Origin of the sequence: Terriglobus sp. YAF25 (genome assembly GCF_052113305.1) — a bacterium.
GTDB lineage: Bacteria > Acidobacteriota > Terriglobia > Terriglobales > Acidobacteriaceae > Terriglobus.
In genome coordinates, this window is sequence record NZ_JBFRCY010000345.1 from 1 (window position 1) to 6,386 (window position 6,386).

4 protein-coding genes are annotated in these 6,386 nt (G+C 54.8%); 1 reads left to right on the forward strand and 3 read right to left on the reverse strand.

Going from position 1 to position 6,386, the window contains the following annotated elements; genetic code table 11:
- The coding region (locus tag AB4043_RS15110; protein ID WP_442307412.1) for a lysylphosphatidylglycerol synthase transmembrane domain-containing protein at positions 1 to 656 on the reverse strand (656 nt) is incomplete at its 3' end.
- A 181-nt stretch (positions 657 to 837) separates the two neighbouring features.
- On the opposite strand from AB4043_RS15110, the gene AB4043_RS15115 reads away from it, so the two are divergent.
- The gene (locus AB4043_RS15115; RefSeq protein WP_442307413.1) at positions 838 to 1,986 is read left to right on the forward strand and encodes a hypothetical protein; all 1,149 of its coding nucleotides are present in this window, start codon (positions 838 to 840) and stop codon (positions 1,984 to 1,986) included.
- 158 nt (positions 1,987 to 2,144) lie between these two features.
- On the opposite strand, the gene AB4043_RS15120 is transcribed toward AB4043_RS15115, so the two are convergent.
- A complete protein-coding gene (locus tag AB4043_RS15120; protein WP_442307414.1) occupies positions 2,145 to 4,163 on the reverse strand; it encodes a DUF3857 domain-containing protein in 2,019 nt (672 codons plus the stop codon).
- A gap of 21 nt (positions 4,164 to 4,184) precedes the next feature.
- Complete coding sequence (locus tag AB4043_RS15125; RefSeq protein WP_442307415.1) at positions 4,185 to 5,978, reverse strand: DUF3857 domain-containing transglutaminase family protein; 1,794 nt, start codon at positions 5,976 to 5,978, stop codon at positions 4,185 to 4,187.
- Between the last annotated feature and the right edge of the window lie 408 nt (positions 5,979 to 6,386).

Sequence of the window (6,386 nt, forward strand, 5' to 3'; positions counted from 1 at the left end):
ACCAGCACCAGCCGCACCGGCAGAGAGATGAGGGCAATCGCATCCAACGCCGAGATCAGCCGCGCCTCAAGCTTGCCCACCAGTCCCGGATGCGGCAGCAGATTCAGGAGCCTTCTCAAGGGAGACTTCAGTGCTCCTGCGGCCAGCAGCAGCACCAGTACTGTGCCGCTCACCCCCAGCAGCAGCACGCGCGCCACGATCTGCGATTTATGCGAGATCAGCGTCGAGTTGCGGCCCATCGTGAGCACGAACAGGAGCAACAGCGTGAAGACATCCAGAACGCGCTCCAGAACGACAGTGCTTAGAATCGCGGGCGCGTTCGAGTCCAGATCACCGGCATAGCTGAAGACGCGGAGAAAATCTCCAACACGGAGCGGCATGATGTTATTGGCCGCAAAGCTGGTCATCAATACCCGGGCGCAGGTGGAAAACTTCGCGTGGCTTGAGGCACGCATCATCAGCCACCACCGGTGCGACCGCAGCGTATAGCCGACAACCAGAAAGACTACAGCGGCCAGCATCCATACAGGCTCCACCAGCCGCACCTGCCGCAGACCGGCATAGTTAACGCTGCGGAAGGTGTACCAAAGAAAAAAACCGCTGATGAGAAAACCGGGGACTGTTTTCAGCAGATTGCGGCGCTGCTGCGGCGTCATGCGGTTATCCTTGGACGGGCCTTGGGAGCAGGCACGGGCAACAGTTCATGGGTGCAGAGCATCGTCCTTATTATAGTGAGGACGACACCAGGGCCAATTCCTTCCCAGATTGAGCGATACCGAAACTTTTTCCACATGCCTGTTCGTCTAAATGCTTAGACCATCGGAGCTCTTCTAACCATTGGCCACGTTCGTAGTAACGCAACCGCGACCGGTAGAGCGCACTGTTCGCCAGTTCACCGCCTCCCGTAGCGGACAGGCCCTGGTTCTGGCTGTTCTCACCCTTGCGGCCCTGGTCATTCATGGATACCACCCTTACAGCGAAGATGGCGGCATTTATATCGCCGCTGCCCAACACGCGCTGCAGCCCCAGCTCTTCCCTCACCTCAGCCAGTTTGCCGATGCACACGTCTCCTGCCTCTTCTTTTCGCGGATGATGACCGGCATCGCGACGATGACGCACCTGAGCCTGACCTGGATCTTTTTTCTAGGCTATCTGGCGTCCGTCTATCTCACTCTGAGCGGGCTGCACAGCATTCTTCGAACGTGCCTCCAGACCCAGGCGGCCTGCTGGTTCGCTCTGCTTCTCTTCACCGCGATCATGTCGATGCCTGTCGCAGGGACATCGATCATCATGGCGGATCCCTATCTCACCTCGCGTTCGCTTGGTCTTCCGATGGTGCTCTTTGCCATCGCCGAATCTCTGCAAGAACAGCCACGCTGGATGCGTGTTGCGATTTTCCTTGTGCCGGGCGGCCTGCTCCATCCGCTGATCGCCGCCTGCGGGATCTACCTGATCGCACTGATTCTGGCCCTGCGCAGCGGAAGCCGCGCCATGGTGTATGGCGTCATCGCATTTGCCCTGGCGACGTCGACAGCCGTCCATTGGCTTGCACCTGTCGAATCCCCTGCGTATCGCGAAGCCGCCGTCTCCCGAACCTACTGGTTCCTCACCCGCTGGAGCTGGGATGAGATCGTAGGTGTGATCGCTCCGATTCTGTTGCTGTTGACGCTGGACCGTTTTCGGCCTGCGTCCTTCACCGACACCTTTTCGACCTTTCTGCGGGCTCTCTGCCTGGGCGGGATCGTCACCATCGTCGTCAACCTGCTGTTCGCACACCCCGAGAGCGGCAACCATCTGGTTGCCAGTCTGCAGCCTCTTCGTTTTTTCACATTTCTTTATCTGGCAATGGCCCTGGCGCTCGGCTCACTGCTCGCTCTGCTGCCTCGCAGAATTGTTGGCGGATTCATCATCCAAGGATGGAGGGATCGCAGCCGTAAAACCATCCATCGCCAGCGACTGGGTCCGTGGTGTCGCTCTGCAGCGTGATCTCGACGACCTGGATGATACGAAACGTATCGCCAGAATGAAACTGGCGGGTGTGACCTGGGTCATTCTTCGCCCCTCAGCCAACACCCGCCTTGATTGTCCCTACATCGATCACGATATCCGCGTCTGCCGGATTCCGTAGTTCTTAGAGAACCGCCCTAGTTGCTCGCCGCCGAGGTTGTAGCCGCCGGTGCAGGCTGCAACACGACGTTCTCCTGATCCTTGGCCTGCAGCTTGTTATAGAAGGTCCGGATTGTCGGATAGTCAGTGACTGGATAAATCAGACCGTTGCGCGCCAGGTTACGCCGAACCGTGATCGTGTTCGTCACCTGCTGGCTGCTGATGTCATACAGCATGCTCTCGAGGATCTTATCCTGCGCTGTCGCGGGAGCCGACTCCACCTTCATCCCAGCCGGAAGAACATACCGGACGGCATCGCGCTCCCATACTTCATAGTTGAAGTAGACCGGAAGCTCACGCTTCTCATGCGGGAAAGCCGCCTTGGCACGCGACTCGTAGATGTCACCCGGAAGGATCATGCGCTTGGAGGTTGTAGCGCCTACCGGCCCACCTACCTTGAGCGATACCTTCAACGGCTTTTCATAATCATAGAGCTGTTCAATCTTCGTGACCTCTGCTTCCATGCCGCTGGGCAGCATGGCTTCTACAGCGTCCTTCAGATCACGATTCAGCTCTGTTTCGTCGGTGCGGGTTGCACGTTGACGCCAGCGTACGGCAGGAGCTCCCATAAAAGTAAATACGCCGACCCCTGTTGCCTTGCCTGTCTCATCGAGTTTCAGGTCGGCAACTCGCTGCACCTGGGAGTATTTATAGCTCTCGCCCGGCAGCTCCGCGACCTTGACGCCCTGGTCGGTCTGGCGGATACCACCGGCATACGTGTGCTTCCAGTCCAGATGTCCATAAGGAACATACTTCATGCCTGGATCGAAAAACTGTTCTTTGCCATCGACAACGACAATGGCGATAAGATCGTCCAGTTGAACAAGATCAAGCCACGAAGGAAGAAAGATACGATCATCACGTCGCACCACCGCCATACCGTAGGCTTTCATGCCGGCTGCGCGCGCCATTGCGAGAAAGAGCTTCGTCAGATCGTCTCCGCTGCCGCGCTTGCGTGTGAGGATATCGTCCGCAGTCTTAGCCGTTTTTAGACCATTCGCTTTTTCTTCGGACTCGGTGCGTGTACGGGTAAAGTCCGTATTATCCATCAACATCACTGCCGCATAGATCTTCTTCAGCTTCTCTTCCTGTGTAGCAGCTCCCGTCGTTACTTCGGTCGTAAAGGCGTGTACCGCCGCTGAAGCTTCAGCGAACTTATCGACTCGCTTGGACCAGTTCTTCCCCTCGTTTTGCCAGAATTCATCCGCGCTGCGATAGCTCAGGTAATAGAACATGACTCGATAACTGTTGCTCTTCATCGGCGGCATATAGTCTTCTTCAACAAGCGCCGACACATCATTTGCATTCAGCTCGAAGATAATCTGGCCGTTGTTCCCGTTAACACCCGGCAGTTGAGTTTGCTTCAACTCCGTGCCTTTGGGCAGGATCGGCGTCCATGAGATGCGACTGTTTGTCTTTCCATCTGAAGAGAGCAACTCACGCGTTGTGGGCTTCCATACATAGTGCGATTTCACTATATAGAGATCCTCCTGAACGGACCATCTTGGCAGCGTATACCAGTTGTCGTCCCAACGCCCTTTATAGCGAATCTCAATAATGCTGCCCACCGTGACATCGGGCAACGTAATCACCTTCGCGGTGTGCTGATGCTCTTTATTTTTTACGATGACTTTCTGGTAAGGCTTGCCCGTAAACGGAATAACCGTGCCGTCGGGATGAATTGTTCTTGCCTGCACATCATCGACGGTATACGCCCACCCACCTGACTCTCGATTCTGGAAAAGCTCTATGTCAGCATGTTTAAGGCCTTCTTCATTCAGAATCTTGATACGGACATAATGACTCTCCATATGGAGAGCATCTTCAGTCAGTTCGTCATAGTTCAGAATAATGGCTGAAGCTCCGGGAGCTTTGGGAAAGCTCGTCATCTTCAGTTCATCCTGCGTTGGCGTAATCCATTGATCAGCGGCATGCGCAGCGCCGCTTCCTACGACCAACGCCRCTGCCAGACACGCGGCTCTTACTGCACGAAACATCTCAGCCTCCGAAACCTCTTATTACTTCTTTTTCAGCACGACGTTGCTTTGTTCGTCGTACCCAATCACACTTGCGAGCCGCTGAACTTCTCCATACTTCTCAGCAGGTAACTCCACTTGCCTCACGACATAGCTCCGCGTGTAATGGAGTTTGTTTCCTTCGACCTTGCTGGAACTCTCGTAGGAGGCCCAGCCCATATCGACCTTTACCGGGTCGGGCAATTCATCAGCCACATAGCCTTCTGGAAGTTCGATCTCATAGTCGTCTTTCACTTCTCGTGCAGCTCCGAGATCAATGGGATACACGCGGACACTCTTGTCTGAATTCAAAGTGTCTGCCCCGAGAATTCTGGGACGCAGCATGAGTAATGAGCCGGCCGGCTTGGCATAGCTTGATGCCTTCAAGGCATAGGACATCTTCAGGTCTGTCGTAAGCTCCATTGCGTTTTCGACCCTGAGCCCGTCATAACTGACGTTCACCATGTCATAGCCGAGCAGGCGCTCCATCACTTCGCGTTGCTCTTTTTCACTTGCCTTTCTGAAAAGGGAGCGATACTGCCTTCCGATATCTCCGCGCATCGACTCTTCAATCCGCCCAGTGATCGCGCCGTCTTCACTCAATTTGAAACTGCCGTTCCGATGCACGGTATTGGCTGCCGGATCGATGATTGGAAATTGCACCGCCTGGCTATCCTTACCATCGACCAACAATCCATAGCCACCCTGCRGCGAAGATTCGAGATAGCCGAACGGCGTATATTCCGACGTAGGATCGAAGATCAAAAAGCGCTTTCCACCTGTCGTCGTCAAAACCTCCCGAAAGCGTGGAGAGTCATACCCTTTGGGAATCTCGATAGCGGCGATCACATGGTTCCCCGCCCTGGATGGCGCCTCCGGACTGACATATCCACGATCGCTGTCGACCAGAACCCATGTTCCGCGAATCCCAACGCTGGAAAGCATGGCAGAAAGCAAGGTCGCCTTATCTTTGCAATCCCCATACTTGTTTTTGAAGATGGACTCGGCAGGATGAGGCTGATCGCCACCAATGCCAATCTCGATCGCGACATAGCGAATCTTTCCCTGAACAAACTCTCCGATCGCCTGCACCTTATCCGCAAAATCGGTTCTGCCTGCGACAAGTTCCTGCGCTTTCGCAGCCACTTCCGGTGATGCGTCGTTGCGTCCTTTTGCGAGCGCTCCATACCACTCGCCAACACTCTGCCAATCACCTTTGGTTGCATTTGGAGTCGCACTTGAGAAGTAGTGAACGGACAAACGTTTCGTTTGTCCGCGCCACTCAGGAGCCATCACGAGACCGCGAAAGTCGACCGCAGGCTCATTTTTTATCTCCCAAAGGAACCTCCCTTTTTCGAGGTCGACTGCATGAATGTCCTTATTTCCCTTCCAGACCTCTTTGTGATCCATTCCTGGTGGCAATTCGAGCGTGAGCCTTTCCGTCAAAATAGGAATGTTACTTTGGACGTGCCAAATGTACTCCGTGGAATTAGGCTGTAGATCTTCTGTTTCATATTCCATAGCCACCACGGCGCCAGGATCCGCCGCCGGAGCTTTTCCTTCGCGATAGCGAACGTCAGAATAGGCTTCAAAACTCGCTACCGCAGCATAATCCGTAAACTCATTGTCTTTGAGTTCGTACTCATGACCATCCGATCCAATACTCCAGATCTTCAAAGAGCGGATTTTGGAGGTTGACCGGTATGCTGTGCCGAGTTCGGCCTCCCGTCGTCCCTGTGGCCGCAAGATCTTGATTGCTTCGCGATGGTGCTCTACGGCATGTAGATCGCCGCTCACGGTGTAAGTAGTGTCCGAAAGTAGGACAACCGCATTCGTATTTGCCGGATATGACGGTAGAGGCTGCTTCGCAGCCTCCTTCAGCCAGTCAGGAAGGACCGGTTTCTTTTCCGCTAGTGCGGAAGGGCTAAGCAGCGCGACGAAGCAGGCACATGCGAGGAGACGAACCGAGGAAGGAAAGGCAAGAGAACGATTCAGAAGCACAGCTACAAACCCTTTGCAGATCAAGCCAACGAGCGGGCCAAGTAATGACTGGCGGAGAAGAGTTTCTTCCCCCGCCTGACGTACCAAATTTGGTGATGTAGCTGCTTTATACCCCGCACACTGAGGCGTGGCAAGAGAATTTGCGCGGGCTTTTAGAGCATTTTCCCGTTTCCGAAAACGCCCATAGATGCGGCAGCCCTACAT